This window comes from Arthrobacter glacialis, from assembly GCF_002909445.1.
Lineage (GTDB): Bacteria > Actinomycetota > Actinomycetes > Actinomycetales > Micrococcaceae > Specibacter > Specibacter glacialis.
On sequence record NZ_PPXC01000002.1, the window covers coordinates 185,167 to 204,155 of the forward strand.

The window sequence follows — 18,989 nt, forward strand, 5'->3', positions numbered from 1 at the left end:
AGCCCAAGGGCACTTTGGGTATGCGCAGCGCTGGAGTCTGCCGCGGCGCAGCTGTCTCACGGGCGCAGCGCTGGCCGCCACCATGGCGCATAGCCCAAAACGCTTTGCACATGCGCAGCGCTGGCCGCCACTATGGCGCATAGCCCAAAACGCTTTGCACATGCGCAGCGCGGGAGTCTGCCGTGGCGCATGGCCGAAGTCCGTTGGTGCCACAGGGTGCTGGCGAGCCGGCGTCGTTCTGCTAGGATGGATCAGTAAACCTTGGCGAGGGACGCTTGCGAAAGCGAGAGTCCGTGATCGACTGGGTCTTCTACGCTCCTTGCATTCGTGTGGTGGATTGTGTTGACCTGTTTAGTCCACGCCCACCCCTAATGAATGAAGGAGCTTTTTTCATGACTGAATTGAACCTGATCGGCGAAGCCCGCAACGAATTCGGCAAGGGCGCGGCTCGCCGCATCCGCCGTGCCAAGCAGATCCCCGCAGTAATCTACGGCCACGGTGTTGCTCCCTTGCACATCGTTCTCCCGGAGCGCGAAACTGTTCGCGCCATCCGCGGCGCCAACGCCCTGCTGACCGTCACGGTTGATGGCGTAGAGCACCTCGCCCTGGTGAAGGATGTTCAGAAGGATCCCGTACTGCAGATCGTTGAGCACATCGACCTGTTGACCGTCCAGAAGGGCGAGAAGGTTGACGTTGACGTTCCCGTCGTCATCGTTGGCGAGCCTGCTCCCTCCGTTATCGTCAACCAGGAAACAATGACCATCAGCCTCTCCGCTGATGCAACCCACGTTCCCGTCAAGATCGAGGTTGACATTGCCGGCCGCACCGCCGGTGCGCACATCCACGCTTCCGACCTGGTCCTGCCGGCCAACTCGGTTCTGGTTACCGAAGGCACAGCGCTGATCGTTCACTTCGCTGAGCCCGCCGTTGCCACTGAAGCTGAAGCAGCTGCAGAGTAATAATCACTTATGAGTGAAACTTGGCTTGTAGTCGGGCTCGGGAATCCCGGGCCCGGCTACAGCCGTAACAGGCACAATATTGGTTACATGGTGGTTGAGGAATTGGCCTCCCGCATGGACGCCACTTTCAAGACCCACAAAGCCAAGGCGCTGGTGGCCACGGGCAGGCTGTCCATGGGTGGGCACAAGTTGATTCTGGCCAAGCCAGCAACTTTCATGAACCTCAGCGGAAGTCCGACGGCGCAACTCGCCAAGTTCTACAACCTCGCCCCCGACCATGTGATTGCCATCCACGACGAGATTGACATCCCCTTTGACACTGTCAAGGTGAAACTTGGTGGCGGCGAGGGCGGCCACAACGGCCTGCGCGACATCTCCAAAACCCTTGGCACCAAGGACTACTACCGTGTCCGTGCCGGCGTGGGGCGTCCGCCCGGACGCGCTGATGCCGCCAGCCACGTGCTGCGGGATTTCTCCACGGCGGAGAACAAGACTCTTCCCTTCCTGATCGATAACGCGGCCGACGCCGTCGAGCTATTGGCTGGCAGCGGACTGCTGGCTGCACAGGACAAATTCAGCTAAAACGCGCAAGCGAATTTAGCGTTAACTGCACTTCTTGGAATCGCCACGGCAAAGCGATCGGCAATCTTGGCCAAGCACGTGTGAAACGCTGTTAGAATCTCCCTAATTGCGACTGAGGTACCTCTTGGATACCAGTCAGGTCTCTCGTGGTGTAAGGGAACAGGTTATGGCAAGCGTCTGGGGTGAGTGGTCTACCGCCAGGGGCGATCCGACCGAACACCGGTCTGGTCGCCGTGACATGGGCGCGGCAGAACGGCGTCGTTGGTCATCCTTCATCCGGCAAGACCTGGTTGAGCTTGCCGTTGAACGGCTAGAAGACCCCCATACCCACGGCCTGGTGGTGATCGGCCACCGTGGCGTCGGAAAAACCACCCTGGCACGGTCCGTCGAGGCCCGCATCACCGCCACCACCCATTGTGTGAAGCTGTTTTGTCTTGACACGGAAACGGCCATTCCCTACGGCATTTGGGGTGTTCAGCTGGCCCGGCTGGACAGCGTGCACATGAAAACACCCAATTCCATCATCCACGGGATTGCCGACCTGGTGCACGCTGACGCCGCAGGTCGCCGCGTGGTTGTGGTTCTGGATCATCTGCAAACCATTGATACCTCCAGCATGGGCGTTTTGATGCACTTGATCTTCAGCGGAGCTGCCAAAGTGATGGTCCTGACCCGGGCCACCAATGAGTTGCCCGAAGACTTGATGTGGCTGCTCAAGGACAACCTGCTTTCGGAGCTGGCGCTGGAGGAGTTCACCAAAGGTGAGGTTCAGGAACTCATTTCCAAGGCCTTGGGTGGTTCCATTGCGACAGCCACTGTTGCTACCTTGCACGAATCCAGTGGCGGAAATCCGCTGGTCCTGCACACACTGGTCCACGAAGAGCTCAATCGCGGAAACCTGGTGCAACACCATGACACCTGGGTGCTCAACAGTGAACGCTCCACCGAACCCATAAGCTTGCTCGCGGAGCTGGTCCAGGGCCGCCTCGAGCGCGAATCGGCCGAGCTTCGTCACGGCGTCGAAATGATGTCACTTGTTCAACGGATTCCCCTGTCCATGGCGCTGGAGGTTCTGGGTGCCGACACTTTGAATCTGATGGAAGAGCGCAAGTATCTGGCTATCAGTGGGAAGGCTGGGCGCTACACCTCGCTTGCAGAACCCTTCATCGGTGAGACTGTTCGCGCCTTGCTGGACCAACAAGCAAAAGCCCGGCTGTACAGGGAACTGACGGACGTTGTTTCGATGGATTCACAGGACTTCTCACGGCAGGAACTTTTAGTCTTCGCCACGTGGGCGCACGACGCCGGAATCCCCCTGAAGCCGGAGGTGGCCCTGTCCGCAGCAAGGACTGCCTTGGTGTACTCGGAGCCCATGCTTGCCTTGAAATTCGCCGATGCTGTGGAAGGCGGCACGCCCCATGCAATCTATGCCGCCCTTGAGCGCAGTGCTGCCTACTCGCTCCTTGCCAACTACCCCAAAGCGTTGCACGAAATTAGTGAAACCAAGGACCTGGCGGAAATGTGCTTGAACATTGCAGACCATTCCGCGTGGCTGGGCGAACTCTGCAGTGCGCTGCAGTGGGTTGAGGGGGGATTGGCACAAATACCGGAGCTGCTGAGTGCCGAATCCGCCAAATTGCTGGATCCTGGCCATGAACTCGCGCATGTAGAGCAAGCCAGAAGAAACCTTAGCCTGGCCATGTGCGAGTATCAGGTGCACTGCGGGCAGTTTCGCGAAGCGGCACCGGCGTTGGAAGCCGGTTACCGGGAAATGGTGGATATCGACTACAGCCTGTTCTGCGGGAGCCTGTTGGTGCTGGTGTGGGCAGCCACTGGCAGGGAACTAGACGCGGTTGATTTGGCGCAGGAGATTTCTCCGCAATTCAAGAAAGCATCCCGGTTTATTCGGCAGCCGGAGCTCCACATTCACGGATTGGTACTAGCCCTGATTTGGTCCGGACAATGCCTGGAGGGAGTTGAGATGCTGACGCAGATGTTCGTGGGCATGGGGCGCCGCTCCGAGTATCATGGCGGCATCATCGAATTGGGTCTTGGCATTGCCCACGTTTGCGCCGGCAATGCGTTGGAGGCCGCAGAAATCCTGCGGGTGGCCGTGGCGCAGCTGGAATTACGGGATACGTACCACTGCACCCAAGTGGCGTATTCTGCACTGGCCTACGCCTTGGCCCAGGTTGAAGATGACGCCGAAGCAACAAAGTACCTTGCCCTCGCTGGAAACTTGGCGCCCACTACGACGTGGGTCAACGTGGCCCTGGCCAGGTTCTTTACCTTGATGGCCCAGCGGTGGCTGGGAGACCCGGACGCAACGGAACGGTTGGCCGCTTCTGCGCAGGAAGACGCTGCTGCCGGCAGGTATACACTCGCCTACCTGAGCCTATTTGGCGCCTCCACCAGTGCCCGCGAGAAGGACCTTGAGCTTCTGGAATCAACTGCAGCCATGGCACAGGGGCCCATGGCCGAGCTGTCCGAACTGGTGGCGCAAGCATTTCTGGACAAGGATGCGGAAAAGGCACTGCTGGCTGCGGAAGTGGCGCAAAGCATGGAACTGACCGCCGTGGAACTGCGCTGCGCGCTCTTGGCCCTGGATCTTGCCCGTGCGGCCGGATACACGCGGCAGGCCAAGGAAGCCGAAACGAGAATAAACCGCTTGACCCCGAGTTCACCAGTTCTCCCACTGGTGCCGATCATGGAGGGTGCCAAGCTGACCCAGCGTGAATCTCAGGTCGCCAAGCTTGCCCGGCGCGGAATGGCCAACCGGGCCATTGCCGAAAGTATGGGAGTGTCCATTCGGACGGTTGAGGGGCACCTCTACCAAATATTTTCCAAGCTTGGCCTCAGCTCCCGCAATGAGTTGTTTTAGGTGGTGACCCCGATGAGCCATCATGATCAGGAGCCACGTGGTGTTTCGCTTGCCATGCACGTCCATTCTCCCTTTGTGCGCCACGCCGAACTTGCGGACATTGAATTTGCCCTCGACAATGAGGATTGCCAGGCAGTCATTCTGCGTTACGACACTGGTCTGGGTGCCTCCAGCATTCTGCGTCACCTTGCCGAAGAAATGTCCAAGGTGCGGGCCGTGCTGGCCATCCATGGCATCCCCTCGCTGAGCTCGGTGCCGTATGGGGCATTCGCTCCACTGCTCGCTGGTGTGAACAGCGATGACCTCAGCATCCGCACCAACGTTTTCAGGGCAGTGCTGGATGCCCTCGCCGCAGGTGGTGACGTGTCCCATGGGACCGAACTCCCACTGGTGATCGTTGACGATGCGCACGCTGTTGATCCATCAACGGCTGAACTTCTGCTCACCTTGGTCCTCTCCGGAACCATCAAACTCGTTGCCTCGCATCTGCGCAACCACAAGTTGCCCCAGCCGCTGCCGAAGTTGTGGAGCGGTGGCAGTGCCGAAACCATCGATGTCCATCCGCTCACCCGTGATCAGGGGCATGAATTTTGCCGGGCCATGTTGGCTGCCCCCGTGGCCCTGCCTACCAGCTGGTACTTCTGGTCACGGTCCGGGGGTAACCCCATGCTGCTCAAGATGCTGGTCAGTGAAGCGCTCGACGACGAATTGCTCACCAAGAACCGCGGCATTTGGCTGTACCGGCTGGGCCACCACAGGGTGGGGCGGAACCTCCGCGATGTTGTTCGGCAACAAATTCGTGGTTTGAGCGCGGCAGCCGAGTCAGCGCTGGACCTTGTTGCGTTGGCCGAACCTGTGTCGCGGGAAATAGTTGAACAAGTCAGCGGAACAGAAGCCGTTGCTGAACTGCTGGCCCGCCAACTGGTGCAATCGCCGTTGCAACAAGAGGGCATGCTCAGACTTGCCAACCCCATTTACGGCGAGGTCATCAGGCAAATGGTGCCCCCCGCGCGCAGCCGCATTCTGCACGATAGTTTAATGGCGAAACTTGACGCCCAACCCATGGGAATGGAAGCACTCCTGCGGCGGGTCAGTTGGGCCGTGGACAGCGGCTTGGAAGTCTCGGCGGACCGGCTATTTCGTGCGGCGCTAATCGCCTGCAAGCTTTCTCAGCCCACGTTGGCGCTGGAACTTCTTGACCACATCACCGTGGCTGACCAGGCATTGGAGGTGCAGGCGGTTCAAGCCAGGGCCTTTTACATGATGGGCGACTATGAACAAGCCGCCAAGCTTCTCGATGACGCCTTTGATGCGGCCAACACCCTGAATGAGCTGTTGTTTGGGGCCCTTCTGCGCGCAGTAACCCGGCTTGCCCTGGGGATGCCGGCCGCCACGATGGAGGATGACATCAACACATTGCTCGCCGCCGGTGAACGGCTCATGGCGGAGATGCCTGAGCAGGCTGAGGTCATCAGGGATCGTGTTGGGCACAAGGCGGCTTTGCTTGAACTGATGATGCTGTCTCAAAAGGGTGACTATGGCCGCATGGGCCCGCTCATAGAATCTGTGCTTGCTGGCAGCCCGCAGCTTTCGGCGGACGAACGCCGGTTGAACGAATCCATTGCCTTGGCCATGGATGCCGAACGGCTGTGCGCTTTGGGTTTGTCCGCACAAAGCCAAAAACGCTCCGCCGAAGCCTTCGCCATTGAACACTCGGACCTCTATGACGTCTTCTTCATCCCCGAAATGATCGTCTTCCGCCAAGTGACCACGGCACTTTGCGCCGGGGATTTGCCCTTCGCCGCCAAGCTCCTGGACCAGTTCTTTGTGGATACAGGGCCAATTATTATCACTTTTGGTGGTGGCGCCAATGTGGCCCGGGGCATGGGGCTCATCCGGCAGGGACTTCTGCCGGAAGCGGTGGATGCTCTACTCCCGGCCATAGAATCGCTGCGGGACAGCGATCCACAACAACTGCTTGGATTCTGCACCTCCATGTTGGCCTACACAGCAGCCAAATTGGGCCAGGAGGAACTGGCGGCACGCTTGATTGCCGAGCATCAGGAGAAACCGGGCATGTTCCTTGTCACCGCCCACGAGCGCGCCTTCATGGCTGCGGCATGCGAATACCTTACACATGATGGTGCTGGACTGGCCGAGCTGCTCATCTTGGCTGACAACGCCAGAGACCAACAGGCGCCTCTTCTGGAGCTCAATGCCCTTGCCCTGGCCGTTGAACTTGGAGGGGATTCCCAGATTGAACGCTTGCTGCTGATTTGCCAGACGGTGGAAGGTGCATGGGCTGAATCGATCACGGACTTCTGCCACAAGCAACTTTCGCTCCGTGACATTCCCGTTGACGCCGCAGTTGATCAACAAGGGCCAGATAGCACGCCTCGGCTTGAGAATGCTTCTTCGCAGCAGGTCTCGTTTTTCGGCACATCACCGGTTTCACCGCACCAACAGGGAGCTACCGCCAAGCCGGCCGTTCCGCCCAGCAGGGCCCGGCAGTACGGCCAAATTAAACGCTTGCCACTGACACGCCGGGAACGCGAAATCACGGAATTGGTGGTGGAAGGCTACTCGGATCGGGAAATCGCTGAACGGTTGCAGCTGTCGGTACGTACAGTCGAAGGTCATCTGTACCGGTGCTACGCGAAATTGTCTATCAGTGGCAGGCACCAGATCATTGCCCAGGAGTGGATCCTGGACCACTTGCATTAACTGAGTGGCGTAAGTACTGAACTGAGTACTGAAACGCGAGGTACTTGCGCATCTGCCCTCCAAAAGTACTGGGAAATAGAGTACACACTACTCATGCCCGCCTGCGGGCTAGATCCTACTGTTGAAGTACTGGAGTTAGCTGTACATCATGGAAGGTCTCGACCCATGTCTCATACGGTCCTGGAATCAACACACATAGTTACTCACCCAACTATTTCACCGAACGGCCACAGCAAAAATGGTGACACATTTTCCGCAGTGCGTGAACCAATTCTTGAAACCATCCAAGGCAGGCTGCTGCACCGCGACAGCTGTGGTGCCATACTGTTGGGTGAGTACGGAGTAGGAAAGACTTGCGTGGCGAAACAGGTCCTTGAAGTCATGGAACATGATTGCCTGGTGGTCTCGCTGCGGTGCAGTGCCAGCACCGTCACCATCGATTATGGTGCCTTGAGCCCCTTGATGGGCAGCGTGGCACCTGACACCATTGAAAGCCCCATGTCAGTCCTGCGGGCTGTTTCGAAGGAGCTTCTGCAACGGGCCAGCCGCAGGCCAATCGTGTTGTTTATTGACAACGTTCAGGACCTTGACGACCATTCCGCGTTGATCGTGAGCCAGTTGGCGGTGAGCAAGGCGGTCAAGTTGCTCTTGACCGGCGATTCCCTAACCTCAATTCCGGGGGAGATTCTTGGACTCTGGCGGGATGGGCTCATTAGCCGCATGGATGTGTTGCCGATTTCGGAAGCCGATGCCCGTGACTGGCTCGAAGAATTCTTGGACAGGCCTGTTTCGGCTGCAGCCGCGAATTCACTGTATGAAGCAGGCGGTGGCAATCCGCGATTCTTGAGTGCCGTGGTGGTGGAGCAAATGGGTGCCGGAAGCGTGGTTCTCAACGAGGGTGTTTGGGTCCTTTCCGGCGCACCGTTTGTCTGCGGGCGCAACAGTGTAGACACGGTAATGGCTGCGTTGCTTTCCCTCTCGGTGCACGAGCGCCTGGTTGTTGAGGCCCTGGCATTGTCTGGCGGATTGTCGATTGGTCAGCTCATGGCTTTTTGTGATGCCAAAGCCGTTGACTCCTTGCAGCAGCGAGGTTTTCTGACCATGGGCAAGAAGGACGGAACCCTGGTCCACCTCCGTAACAACCTTGTGGCGCAAGTTCTGCGGCAAGAGGTTCCGGCGGGGCGCAGCCGCGAACTCCAGCGGCTAGCGGCCGCTTCAGCCGATGACCAAGGCGCAGCTGACATGGACAATTTTCAACTGGCCATTTGGGCAATCGACTGCGGCAATGCAGAGGGTCTGGAGCATGGCCATGACCAGGCCAGGGAGGCGAACAATGCCGGTCGCCCGGACCTGGCCTTGCGCATTCTTGACGCGATGCCCGGGCATGGTTCTGATCCTCTCGTGTTGGTTGAAAGTGCGCGGGCTTACTTGGGTCTGGGGAATCTCGACGGCGCCAGGGCTGTGCTCTTTGCCCCATCGCTGCGGCTCGCGGAGTTGCCCTTGGAACAGTGGGTGGATGTGATGCTGCTGCGCATGGCGATGGCCAGTGGTGGGAAGACAGCCGCAGCGGACGCCCACGACCTGCACGCATCGATTAGTTTGCGGCTTCATGACGAGCGTGCAGACTATTCGGCCACCATTGTGGACCTGAGAGAGCGGCTCCAGCTCGCAGAGATTGACCTGAACTTGGAAAAGGGCCGCTACGCCGAAGTGGGGCCGCAACTCCAATTGCTCCATTCAACGGGCGCAAGCGCCAGTACTCGGCGCTTGGCCGGGCTGTGGCTCATCGAAGTGTGGACCTTGACCGGCCGTGCATTGGATGCGGCCAAGATTGCTGACGAGCTCGAGTTGGAAGCCATAGTGCGTGACGATGCGGGCCCCTTTGAGGACCTTGCCGGCTCCGCCCTGGTCACGGCCATCACCGCTTCGCTGATGGCCGGCAATCCCGGCAGCTATTTGCTTCAGGCAGCTCAGGGCCCGTCTAACAGGATGCGGTCCATCACACTGGGACAACTGGTGGAAGGTTTGATGCACGCCTACTCTGGGCGGGCCGACAAAGCCCTCAGATCACTCTTGGCTGCTGCCAGCCAATTCGATCAACTCGATGAGAGCGCTTCACAAGCATTGGCGTACTCGGCCATCGCATATTCCTACGCGCTCAAGGGTGACGACGAGTCAGCAAAAACGTTCATGACGCTGCGCAATGCCATGGCGGTGTCAGGGCCCCGGTTGACAGTGCTCGCGTGTGAATCCTTTGAAGTTCTGGCGTCTGCCGAGATCGCGTCACGGGAGAAGGCCATTGTCTCCCTCTACTCCCTCGCCGATGAAAGCCACAGGGGCCAGGTGCCTGCCTTGGAGATGGGGTTCCTCTGTGCAGCAGTGAGATTGGGAAGCAGCAAAGGTGCCCCCCGGCTGCTGGACATTGCTGCCCAGGTGCAGGGCCCGTGGGCCAGGTGTTGTGAAGGATTCGCCCAAGGTGTCATGAATTCGAACGCACCCCACTTGCTGGAGATGGCCGAGGCAGCAAGTGCCTATGGCGACGATTTGTTTGCCCGCGACATTGCCCGGGCTGCACTGAAGATTGCCAGCGACGGTGCCGACAAGGGTTCGTTGCGCGTAGCCCACCAGCTTATCCGAAATGGTGTTATGAAGCTGGGACACGTCAAAGTGAGTAGCGATGACGGCCAGATGCTGACATTCCGAGAGCAGGAGATAGCCTCGCTTGCGGCCCGGGGTGCCAGCAACAAGGCCATCGCCGCCCAGATGCACATTTCCGTTCGTACGGTTGAGGGCCATCTCTACCAGGTGTACTCCAAGCTTCAGGTGAATTCCAGGGCGGAGTTGCGTGAAAGCCTAGCCTGAGAATTCCAGGGCCTGGGGCTTGGCGGTGTGCAGGTTCTCCGCAAGTTTCTCGACAGCCTCGCCAATTCCCATGAAGCTGGTGTCTATGCTGAAATCGGCATCGGCGGGGACTTCGTAGGGAGAATCGATGCCGGTGAACCCTGTCAGTTCGCCGTTGCGTGCCTTGGCGTAGAGTCCTTTGCGGTCCCTGGCCTCGCAGACCTCCAACGGGGTGCAAACATGAACCAGCACAAACTTTCCCACAGCCTGGGCCATCTCCCGTACTTCCTGGCGTGTGCTTTCGAACGGCGCAATGGGCGCGCAGACCACGGTGCCACCCACTCGTGAGATCTGGGCGGCAACCCAGCCGAGGCGGCGAATGTTGGCCTCCCGGTCTTCCTTGGAGAATCCGAGACCGGGCGAGAGGATGCGGCGGGTATCGTCGCCGTCGAGCAACGTAATGGGTGTGGTGGTGTCTTCTTGCAGACGCTCCGTGAGGGCACGCGCCAGCGTGGACTTTCCTGATCCGGAGAAGCCCGTCATGAAAATGACTGTGCCACCTTTGGTGGATTCCAGGGCGGGCTGCACCGAATGTGGCGCCGGAGTGGTGAAATCAAGGATGGCGTCACCGCCCAGATTCTTCACGACGTGGCGGAATTGCTCCGCATCGGCGGACGTGCCACCGAAGGTGGGCAGAACAACAAGTCCCACCCGGCTGTCTTCGAACAAATGCTGGACTGCACGGAGTTCGGCAAGAACGGGCAGCACAGAGTACGAGCCATGACATTGTGGGCCGCACACCGCAATCATCCACAACACAGCATTCATGGCCCGGGCAGCGTCAACAGATTCCACTATTTGCGAGGGCAGGGGAGGCGTGGCAAAAACGGCTGTCACCACAGTACGACGGCGCTCGTCGCGGGGAAGGGGGGAGCAAATGCGAAATTCACGGGCTGGGGGATGTTCCGCTGCCCGGATGGTTGTCAGGGTGCCTGCAAGGAACGAACGGCCGGGGTTGCCTTGGCCGAGTCCTGTCACGTCCATGCGGACCAGGGGAGTGCCATCCGGGTCTGTGAGCAAGGCGCTGCGGCACAACATGGCAAGGTCACCGTCAGCCGCAGAGACTTCCAGGGTGAAGCTGCCCGGCCACGATTCCGGCATGGCGCCAGGGAGGCAGTAGCCCGTTGCCGGTGTGTAGAGGCCGCCCGCCAAGAGCTCAAGTTCATCCAGCCGCGCACCACTCAAGGCGATGCAGGGCGGTGCCAGAGGTGTGGTGCGATAAGAGTTCATCAGCGTCAACAGCTTTCATCTCAGGAGGTTACCGGTCCGCCAGTGTCTTCCGGACCTGGCGGATGTCAGTGGTGGCCAAAGCCGGAAGGCCAAGGCGTTTGCGCAGCAACATCCAGGCCACTGGCGCCAAGACAAGCACTGCCACGAGCACTGTCGCGGTGCTTATGTTGTCGACATTGAGCATCTTCAGTCCGGAAGCCAAGAGGACAAATGCCAGCGCCCTCCTGATGAACCCTCCGGTGAGACGGCTGGACAGCTGGGCGCCCAGGTAGACCCCCGGGATGCTGCCAATGAGCAGCGGGATGGTCAGGCCAAGATCCAGGTCACCAAAGAACGTGTGCCCCAGGGCAGCGGCGGTGACGAGGGGGACGGCTTGAAACAAATCCGTCCCCACCAGTTGATTGGACTTCAACGCCGGGTATAGCGCCATGAGGCCCACGATGATGATTGAACCGGACCCAACAGATGTCATGCCCACCACCACGCCACCAATGATGCCCAAGCACACGGTGGGCAACGGCCGGATCCTCATGGGCCCAGTGTTTACTTCGGGAGCCAGCACGCCACGTCTCCGCTTGGCCCGCTCAGCCATCTTTAGATACGAGCGAAAGACCATGAGGGTGGCCGACACCAACAAGGCCACACCCAGCGCCATGCGGACAGCATCCTGGACGTGCTCTCCAGGGCCCATCCACTTCAGAATCAGGACTCCGCAGAACGCCGCAGGTACAGATCCCAGAACCAGCCACTTGACCACTTGGAGGTTGATGGTTCTCCTGCGCCAGTGCACCCATGAGCCGATGGGTTTCATGACAGCGCTTGCAACGAGGTCACTCGACACTGCTGCCAGGGGGGGAATACCGAAAATAAGGACCAGAGCGGGTGTCATGAGCGCGCCTCCGCCCATTCCCGTGAGCCCAACGACCACGGCAACCATAAACGCCACTGCAACTACAGATAGGTCCATGCCCACAGATTCTGCCACTGTGCGAGACTCTTGGACACGCGTAATTGGACCGCCCACTACGTGGTGTATCCGCAAATATCCCAGTAGCCGGACGAGGAAAGCCCGTCAAGGACCCCAGGCATGTGACATCCAGAGCTGACTGCGCACTCCAGGCAGGAAACCCACCGCCCCAGTCGAGCAGTAGGTGCAGTCAGTGATGAGCCAGAAGTTGCCGCATCCGTCGCAGGGCCATGTGGTCGGCGTGGTGGTCCAAGCCGGCTATGGCCGCACCCAACAGATTGGCGGATGCTGCCGGCGTTGACAAGCGTGGTGCCGTTCGCATGCTTTCTGGATGGCTCATGGCAAGATTCAGCGCTCGCATGAGTTCTTCCTCGGACTCAGCGGCAATGGCCTCACCGTGGCTGGCCATGGTCCTGGTGAATGCCACCTGATGGCCGTCCACCACCTCATTGAGCCTCGGCAGCCGGGGCACGGCGATCGGTAAGTGCCCCACGGAGCGTGCGTCGAGAATTGAGCCCGGCCCCCCTTGGACCAGAACGATCTTCGCGCTGGCATAGAGCTGCAAGAGGTCCTCGCGTGGCATGCGCAACACACCACGCGCCAATTCGGGGGCCTTGCTCGCGCCGTGCTGAATCAAGCAGGTGGGGTGGTCGGTGCGGGAATCAAGCCAGTCCTCAACCCAGTCAATGAGGCGGTCAAACTTATGGTGGTCGGTGCCCACGGACACCACCAGGGCCGGGTAATCGCCGTCGTACTTCACAGGATGGGCCCAATGTTGATGGCCTCAGGGTAATAGCGCAGTTGCTCTTCCCACTGGACACAGAAAACGTCGGACATCGGGTAGCAGAGCCGGCCGCTCAGGGTGGGCATGGTGATCCGGTCGAAACACTCTATATAAACGGTGCGTATATGCAGCAGGCGGGCAACTACGAAGAAGGGCACACTGACGCCGGCCCCCGTGCTGACAAGAACATCAGGACGCTTTCCGCGCAATGTGGGCCAGGCTAGAAAAAAGTTCCGGATCGCGTTGGGCAGGTTCCTTGTTGTGGGAAAGTAGCACCACGTGACGTCCTCGTCGCTCAGGGCGGACTCCACTTCCGGGCGACGAAAAGTCACCCATGACCTGTCCATATCTTTCCACCAGCTATCCAACGGCAACAGCTGGGCCAGATGGCCGCCTGCCGATGCAACAAACATGACTTTCACTTGGTTCTCCGTCCATTGGCAGTGAATGAGGGTGATGACATGAAGCCTAGAGTCGAGTCCCGACGAAGGCACGAGTACCGAATACCTAACTTGGTGTTATCAGTACTTGCTCCGGGCTAGTAGTCGGCAGCACCGTAGTCGAGGCGAAAGGTCAAGTAGTCGCCAGGAGAATCCCCGTAATAGCTACGCGTGCAGTAGGGGAACGGGCTTTCTAACCTTGTATTAGTAGGCAAATTTGGGACTCAGAGATTGATTCGGCTCAGATGCCCTACTTAAGTAGTTGACGTCGTGCCTCTTTCGCCAGTTGAAGGATACGACGGCGTCGGCGCCCAAAGCGGAGCCGGCGGCGAAGGCGTTGTCTGAGACCACAACGTCACCCCCAGTCGCCGTCGGCTCCTTGCGCGTCTAGATGGCCCACCACGTAGCCGGACTCCACCGAATCAAGTACTTGCTACTCGTGTGCAAATAAAGACTGTTCAATATGCTGAAGTCAGATACTCAGATTTTCCACGTAGTGCAAATGATGAATTGTCTACTCAATGCGGATGAACAATGGTGGAAATCTCGAGAATATTTTTTTGGTCTCGTCGGAAGAGTGAAGGGGGAATGACATGCGGGAACAAAACGGCGCCTTCCCACGGAGGCTGCTGCACTCCCAGCGCCGCCCCGGCAGCCCTGCGACGCTGGCCCGTCCCAGTCACTGCCGGCCCTCTCGATTCATTCAAGGAAGCCTTTGCAGTGATTGCAGTGGGGGCCATTCCGCGTCAGATTCAACCGGCAGTGGGGACTAATCGACATGAAACCCTTGGGACATAGTGGGCAAAATGGTGGTATTCGGAAACTTGTAGGCGACACTTCCGTATCTGGAATCGGCTCGCTGCCGGTTACCTTTGGTCAAGGCAGAGGCGTCAAAGCCGTAATGTCGGTGCCACCACATGGTCCAGCGAAGCTACGTCGCCGTCACGAGAGCTCGGAAGACTATGCGTTGCCCTGGGCGCGGAAATATCGCATCAAACTGCGAATAACAGACACCATACTGGTGGTGCTGTGCGTTTTCCTGAGTTCAGACGCCATTGCGGAAAGCCTAGATATTGCCTCTGAAAGACTGCTACAGGCCAATATTGGCGTTGCTTCGGTATGGCTGCTAACGCTGTGGCTCTGGAGAACGCGTGATCCTCGGTTGGTGGGGGTTGGCCCGGGCGAGTACAAGAAGATGATTAGCGCGAGTACAGCCGCGTTTGGCTGGCTCGCCGTCTTGTTTCTCCTTTATGGAGCGCACCGAATGTCAGTAGCTTTCCTAATTACCATGCCTGTGGGAACCATCGCGCTCCTCATCGGGAGGTGGGGCTGGCGCCGCTGGCTGACCCGCCAGCGGGCGTACGGACACTATTTATCCCGCGTCATTGTGCTGGGCGACAGGGAAGACGTGACGTATGTGGTGGAGCAGATCCACAAGAAGTCCGGAGCCGCCTATGAAGTGGTTGGCGTGGCCCTTGAAGATCCTGGTGCGGACAGGAGCATGAATGTTGGCCAGAACAGGATCCCGATCGTGGCCAGTCTGGACAACATTTGCGACGCCGTGATCGAGCACAATGCCGACGCAGTTATCGTCGCCGGACAAGTGACCCGCGGCGGCAGTTATCTCCGCGAACTGGGCTGGAAACTTGAAGAAAGTGCCACCGAACTGGTGGTTGCGCTGGCGTTGACAAATGTTGCCGGCCCACGCATCCAGATGCGTCCGGTTGAGGGTTTGCCGCTGATGCACGTGGACCTGCCACAATTCACCGGGTACAAACACCTGCTGAAGCGGTCCTTGGACATAGTCGCATCCGCGATGGCGCTGCTGCTATTGTCACCGATTCTGGTGGTGCTGGCCATCATGATTCGAAAAGACAGCCCCGGACCGGTGATTTTCCGCCAAGACAGGGTTGGGCGCGACGGCGGAATCTTTGAAATGTATAAGTTCAGGTCCATGGTGGCCAACGCCGAGGAAGTCTTGGCCACCTTGGCGGATCAAAACGAAGGTAGCGGACCGCTGTTTAAGATTCACAATGATCCCCGCATTACCAAGGTGGGTGCCTGGATGAGGCGCTATTCCCTGGACGAACTGCCGCAGCTGATGAACGTCCTGAAAGGGCAAATGTCACTGGTTGGTCCGCGGCCGCCGCTTTCAACCGAAGTGGAAAACTATGACGGACATACTTACCGCCGGCTATACATCAAGCCAGGCATCACTGGTTTGTGGCAGGTCAGCGGCCGCTCGGATTTGAGCTGGAAAGAGAGCGTCCGCATGGATCTCTACTACGTCGAAAACTGGTCCATGACCGGCGATTTCATGATCATGTGGCGAACTCTTCACGTGATGCGGGACCATGTTGGCGCCTATTGACCGCATGGCTGCAAACACGGTCTGTGCACAATTTCTTGCCAACGATCCATAACAAATTCTGGGGGAGTTAGTATGAACGGATTCAGCCTTTCAGGAGTTCAAGCCGATCAACAATTGGCTCGAGCTCTGGCCGAACAGGCAGGTCAAATGTTGCTCAGATTGCAATCTGAGGCGGTTCGTGACCACGTCCCTGCACATACGCTCAAGGATTTGGGCGACGCGAGCTCAGAAAAAATGCTCAGCACCTGGCTGCATGAGGCCCGGCCAGCAGATGCCATCTTGTCCGAGGAAGCACAGGACAGTTCACGACGCCTAGGGGCGTCCCGAGTGTGGATCATCGACCCCCTGGATGGCACAAAAGAGTTTTCCGAGGGGCGCTCGGACTGGGCGGTCCATGTTGCTCTTTGGAACTCCGGTGAGCTTACTGCCGGCGCAGTGGCCCTTCCCGGTTTGGGCACCGTGCTTGACAGCGGCACGCCTTTGCCGGAGCGTCCGGACCCCAGCAAGCCATTTCGGCTGGCGGTATCGCGGAGCCGGCCTTCGCCCCTGGCCGAGGCTTTGGCCAGCATCATGAACGCCGAACTGGTACCCATGGGATCTGCAGGCTACAAGGCCGGCGCCGTCATTCGCGGCGAGGCCGACGCCTACCTGCACAGTGGCGGCCAGTACGAATGGGATTCAGCCGCACCCGTTGCGGTAGCAATGTCGCTGGGCTTCCACGCCAGCAGAATTGATGGAACACCGCTGTGCTACAACCAGCCGGATCCGTACCTGCCTGATTTGCTTCTTTGCCATCAGGAAAATGCAGGTGAAATGTTGGAGTCCATTGATCTTCTCTTGAAAACCAACAACACTCGACCAAACGGTCTCTTTATGGACGGGATGTATCAACGATGAACAAATCCGAATCGGGCGGCAGCTATTCCCTCAGCCAGCTTCAGGCGCTGGAGTCCGAGGCCATCTTCATCATCAGGGAGGTGGTTGCTGAGTTGGAGCACCCCGCCCTGATGTTCTCAGGCGGCAAAGATTCCATTGTCATGCTGCACCTGGCAGCTAAGGCCTTTGCCCCGGCCCGGATCCCCTTCCCCGTCCTGCACATTGACACCGGCCACAATTTTGTCGAGGTTCTTCAGGTCCGCGATCAACTGGTGGCTGAGCTTGGCGTGAACCTTGTTGTTGGCTCCGTTCAAGATGCGATCGACCGCGGTCTGGTGCAGGAGGAGCCCAGCGGCTCCCGCAACAGGCTGCAGACCCGGGTCCTGTTGGATACCGCCGAAAAGTACGGCTACAACGCCTTGATGGGCGGGGCACGCAGGGATGAGGAGAAGGCGCGGGCCAAGGAGAGAATTTTTTCTTTCCGTGATGATTTTGGCCAATGGGACCCGAAGAATCAGCGGCCGGAACTCTGGAACCTGTTCAACACCAGGGTTCACCTCGGCGAAAGCATCAGGGTCTTTCCCATCTCCAATTGGACGGAGCTGGACATCTGGAGCTACATCGCGCAGGAGGGCATCACGGTGCCATCAATCTACTATGCGCACGTTCGAGAAGTCTTTGAACGCAACGGGATGCTCTTCGGCGTCCATGAGGTGTGCCAACCACATGCCAATGAGCCCACGTTTATGGAAACCGTCAGATACAGGACAGTGGGCGATGCCAGCTTGACCGCTGCCGTGCGCTCCGAAGCTGTCACGGCCCAGGAAATTGTCGTGGAAGTCGCGGCCACTCGAATCACCGAGCGCGGGGCCACGCGTGGGGATGACCAAGTCAGCGAAGCTGCTATGGAAGACCGGAAGAAGGAGGGGTACTTTTAATGGATCTTTTGAGATTTGCCACGGCAGGATCAGTTGACGACGGCAAGAGCACGCTCATCGGGCGAATGCTGTACGACTCGAAATCAATCTTTTCAGACCAGCTCGAGTCGATTGAGAAGACCAGCCGCGAGCGTGGCGATGAATATACGGATCTGGCCCTGTTGACGGACGGCCTGCGGGCTGAGCGGGAACAAGGAATCACCATTGACGTGGCGTACAGGTACTTTTCAACTCCCAAGCGGAAATTCATTATCGCCGATACTCCAGGCCATATTCAGTACACCCGCAATATGGTGACGGGTGCATCCACTGCTGACGCCGCAATTGTCTTGGTTGATGCCCGCAAAGGACTGAGTGAACAAAGCCGCCGCCACACATTCCTGGTGTCACTGCTGCAGGTTCCGCACCTCATTCTGGCCATCAACAAGATGGACTTGGTGGACTGGTCCGAGGAGGTCTATGAGTCGATTAGAAGCGAATTCGTGGACTTTGCGGCAAAACTGGACATTTCTGACCTGACAGTCATCCCAGTGTCCGCACTGCAAGGCGACAATGTGGTGGACGCCTCCGCGAACATGCCCTGGTACAAGGGCTCCACCCTGCTTCACCATTTGGAGACTGTGCACATAGCAAGCGACCGCAATCTGGTTGATGTGCGCTTTCCGGTCCAGTACGTGATCCGGCCGCACCAGAGCAGTCATCACGACTACCGCGGCTATGCCGGCCAGGTATGCGGGGGAGTGCTGCGGGTGGGCGATGAGGTGGTGGTGCTTCCCAGTGGAATGCCCACCAGAATCGCAGCCATCTACGCTCCCAGTGGCCCGGTAGAGTCCGCATTTGCGCCGATGTCGGTGACGATTTGCCTTGAGGACGACGTCGATGTGTCGAGGGGGGACATGATCTGCCGGCAAAACAACAGGCCAACCGTAGCGCAGGACATCGATGCCATGATCTGTTGGATGGGAAGCACCCCACTTGAGCCGGGACAGCGTTTAGCCATCAAGCACACCACACGAAACGCCAGGGCACTGGTTCAGGAACTGCAGTATGAGCTCAACATCAACACCCTGCACAGGAATTCTGCCGCTGTTGACTTGAAGCTCAACGAAATCGGCCGGGTCCGTCTGCGCACCACCATGCCGTTGCTGGCAGATGAATACCGCAGGAACCGCCAAACCGGCGGGTTTGTGCTCATCGATGAGGCCAACAACAACACCGTTGCCGCTGGCATGATCGTCAACGCAAACTAGCCCGTTTCGCACAAGTGAGTGGCCCGCATCATGCGGGCCACTCACTTGCGTGCCGGGTGTTTGGGCCCTAGGTTCCTTGGGGCTCA

Annotated in this window: 13 protein-coding genes; 9 read left to right on the plus strand and 4 right to left on the minus strand. The window is 58.7% G+C overall.

From position 1 onward, the window contains the following. The first annotated feature begins 392 nt into the window (after window positions 1–392). The 5 genes from CVS27_RS03135 to CVS27_RS03155 all read left to right on the plus strand — a co-directional run bounded on the left by CVS27_RS03135 (window position 393) and on the right by CVS27_RS03155 (window position 10,008). Complete coding sequence (locus CVS27_RS03135; RefSeq protein ID WP_103464282.1) at window positions 393–959, plus strand: 50S ribosomal protein L25/general stress protein Ctc; 567 nt, start codon at window positions 393–395, stop codon at window positions 957–959. Between the two features lie 9 nt (window positions 960–968). Beyond that, entirely contained in the window at window positions 969–1,541 is a 573-nt protein-coding gene (gene pth / locus CVS27_RS03140; RefSeq protein ID WP_103464283.1) for an aminoacyl-tRNA hydrolase, read from the plus strand. A 166-nt stretch (window positions 1,542–1,707) separates the two neighbouring features. Next, window positions 1,708–4,422 carry a helix-turn-helix transcriptional regulator gene (locus CVS27_RS03145; RefSeq protein ID WP_103464284.1) on the plus strand — a complete coding sequence of 905 codons (2,715 nt, stop codon included), beginning with the start codon at window positions 1,708–1,710 and terminating at the stop codon, window positions 4,420–4,422. 12 nt (window positions 4,423–4,434) lie between these two features. Beyond that, on the plus strand, window positions 4,435–7,146 hold the full coding sequence (locus CVS27_RS03150; protein WP_133162861.1) for a helix-turn-helix transcriptional regulator: 2,712 nt from the start codon (window positions 4,435–4,437) through the stop codon (window positions 7,144–7,146). 258 nt (window positions 7,147–7,404) lie between these two features. Continuing rightward, the gene (locus CVS27_RS03155; RefSeq protein WP_165788044.1) at window positions 7,405–10,008 is read left to right on the plus strand and encodes a helix-turn-helix transcriptional regulator; all 2,604 of its coding nucleotides are present in this window, start codon (window positions 7,405–7,407) and stop codon (window positions 10,006–10,008) included. On the opposite strand, the gene cysC is transcribed toward CVS27_RS03155, so the two are convergent. From cysC to pssD, 4 genes are all read right to left on the minus strand, one after another. Next, the gene (gene cysC / locus CVS27_RS03160) at window positions 10,000–11,277 is read right to left on the minus strand and encodes an adenylyl-sulfate kinase (RefSeq protein ID WP_103464287.1); all 1,278 of its coding nucleotides are present in this window, start codon (window positions 11,275–11,277) and stop codon (window positions 10,000–10,002) included. The two genes, CVS27_RS03155 and cysC, sit on opposite strands and share 9 nt — an antisense overlap. 28 nt (window positions 11,278–11,305) lie before the next feature. Then, window positions 11,306–12,244, minus strand: coding sequence for a sulfite exporter TauE/SafE family protein (locus CVS27_RS03165; RefSeq protein ID WP_103464424.1), 939 nt, complete (start codon window positions 12,242–12,244; stop codon window positions 11,306–11,308). A gap of 190 nt (window positions 12,245–12,434) precedes the next feature. Next, window positions 12,435–13,004, minus strand: a complete 570-nt coding sequence (locus CVS27_RS03170) for a glycosyltransferase (protein WP_103464288.1) — start codon at window positions 13,002–13,004, stop codon at window positions 12,435–12,437. Then, window positions 13,001–13,441: a PssD/Cps14F family polysaccharide biosynthesis glycosyltransferase gene (gene pssD, locus CVS27_RS03175; RefSeq protein WP_103464425.1), complete on the minus strand. Its 441-nt coding sequence runs from the start codon at window positions 13,439–13,441 to the stop codon at window positions 13,001–13,003. Before pssD ends, CVS27_RS03170 begins: the two co-directional genes overlap by 4 nt. Window positions 13,442–14,369: 928 nt before the next feature. Here pssD and CVS27_RS03180 point away from each other — a divergent pair. The 4 genes from CVS27_RS03180 to cysN all read left to right on the plus strand — a co-directional run bounded on the left by CVS27_RS03180 (window position 14,370) and on the right by cysN (window position 18,903). Then, window positions 14,370–15,839 (plus strand): sugar transferase, encoded by a 1,470-nt coding sequence (locus CVS27_RS03180; RefSeq protein ID WP_243400029.1) that lies wholly within the window; start codon window positions 14,370–14,372, stop codon window positions 15,837–15,839. A 72-nt stretch (window positions 15,840–15,911) separates the two neighbouring features. Next, window positions 15,912–16,736 carry a 3'(2'),5'-bisphosphate nucleotidase CysQ gene (locus CVS27_RS03185; RefSeq protein ID WP_103464290.1) on the plus strand — a complete coding sequence of 275 codons (825 nt, stop codon included), beginning with the start codon at window positions 15,912–15,914 and terminating at the stop codon, window positions 16,734–16,736. Further along, window positions 16,733–17,653: a sulfate adenylyltransferase subunit CysD gene (gene cysD / locus CVS27_RS03190; RefSeq protein ID WP_103464291.1), complete on the plus strand. Its 921-nt coding sequence runs from the start codon at window positions 16,733–16,735 to the stop codon at window positions 17,651–17,653. Before CVS27_RS03185 ends, cysD begins: the two co-directional genes overlap by 4 nt. Next, a complete protein-coding gene (gene cysN / locus CVS27_RS03195) occupies window positions 17,653–18,903 on the plus strand; it encodes a sulfate adenylyltransferase subunit CysN (protein WP_103464292.1) in 1,251 nt (416 codons plus the stop codon). Before cysD ends, cysN begins: the two co-directional genes overlap by 1 nt. Window positions 18,904–18,989 lie beyond the last annotated feature (86 nt).

Coding starts and splice junctions, on each gene's coding strand:
- cysN (WP_103464292.1), top strand. CDS start 17,653: ATGGATCTTTTGAGATTTGCCACGGCAGGATCAGTTGACGACGGCAAG.
- pssD (WP_103464425.1), bottom strand. CDS start 13,441: ATGTTTGTTGCATCGGCAGGCGGCCATCTGGCCCAGCTGTTGCCGTTG.
- cysD (WP_103464291.1), top strand. CDS start 16,733: ATGAACAAATCCGAATCGGGCGGCAGCTATTCCCTCAGCCAGCTTCAG.
- CVS27_RS03180 (WP_243400029.1), top strand. CDS start 14,370: ATGTCGGTGCCACCACATGGTCCAGCGAAGCTACGTCGCCGTCACGAG.
- pth (WP_103464283.1), top strand. CDS start 969: ATGAGTGAAACTTGGCTTGTAGTCGGGCTCGGGAATCCCGGGCCCGGC.
- CVS27_RS03150 (WP_133162861.1), top strand. CDS start 4,435: ATGAGCCATCATGATCAGGAGCCACGTGGTGTTTCGCTTGCCATGCAC.
- CVS27_RS03135 (WP_103464282.1), top strand. CDS start 393: ATGACTGAATTGAACCTGATCGGCGAAGCCCGCAACGAATTCGGCAAG.
- CVS27_RS03165 (WP_103464424.1), bottom strand. CDS start 12,244: ATGGACCTATCTGTAGTTGCAGTGGCGTTTATGGTTGCCGTGGTCGTT.
- cysC (WP_103464287.1), bottom strand. CDS start 11,277: ATGAACTCTTATCGCACCACACCTCTGGCACCGCCCTGCATCGCCTTG.
- CVS27_RS03145 (WP_103464284.1), top strand. CDS start 1,708: ATGGCAAGCGTCTGGGGTGAGTGGTCTACCGCCAGGGGCGATCCGACC.
- CVS27_RS03185 (WP_103464290.1), top strand. CDS start 15,912: ATGAACGGATTCAGCCTTTCAGGAGTTCAAGCCGATCAACAATTGGCT.